Annotated in this window: 1 rRNA gene; it reads right to left on the bottom strand. The window is 38.7% G+C overall.

Features of this window, described 5'->3' with window-relative positions:
* A 16S ribosomal RNA gene (locus tag ACHRV3_RS23090) occupies nucleotides 1-75 on the bottom strand; the annotation flags it as partial.
* Between the last annotated feature and the right edge of the window lie 137 nt (nucleotides 76-212).

Raw genomic sequence — 212 nt, forward strand, 5'->3', positions numbered from 1 at the left:
ACTCTACCCCTCGACTTGCATGTGTTAAGCCTGCCGCTAGCGTTCATCCTGAGCCAGGATCAAACTCTTCATCGTATATTTTTTATATTATATTGCGATGCGTTCTCTATCGGTTCTTTTCGAATCTATCGATTCCATTACTCTTATTCTTTTGTTTTAACATCTCTGTTAAAACGGCTGTCAATTCAATATGTCTACGAACGTGTGTTTCT

It is taken from the genome of Flavobacterium sp. FlaQc-49 (genome assembly GCF_044005985.1).
GTDB classification, from domain to species: Bacteria; Bacteroidota; Bacteroidia; order Flavobacteriales; family Flavobacteriaceae; genus Flavobacterium; species Flavobacterium cupriresistens.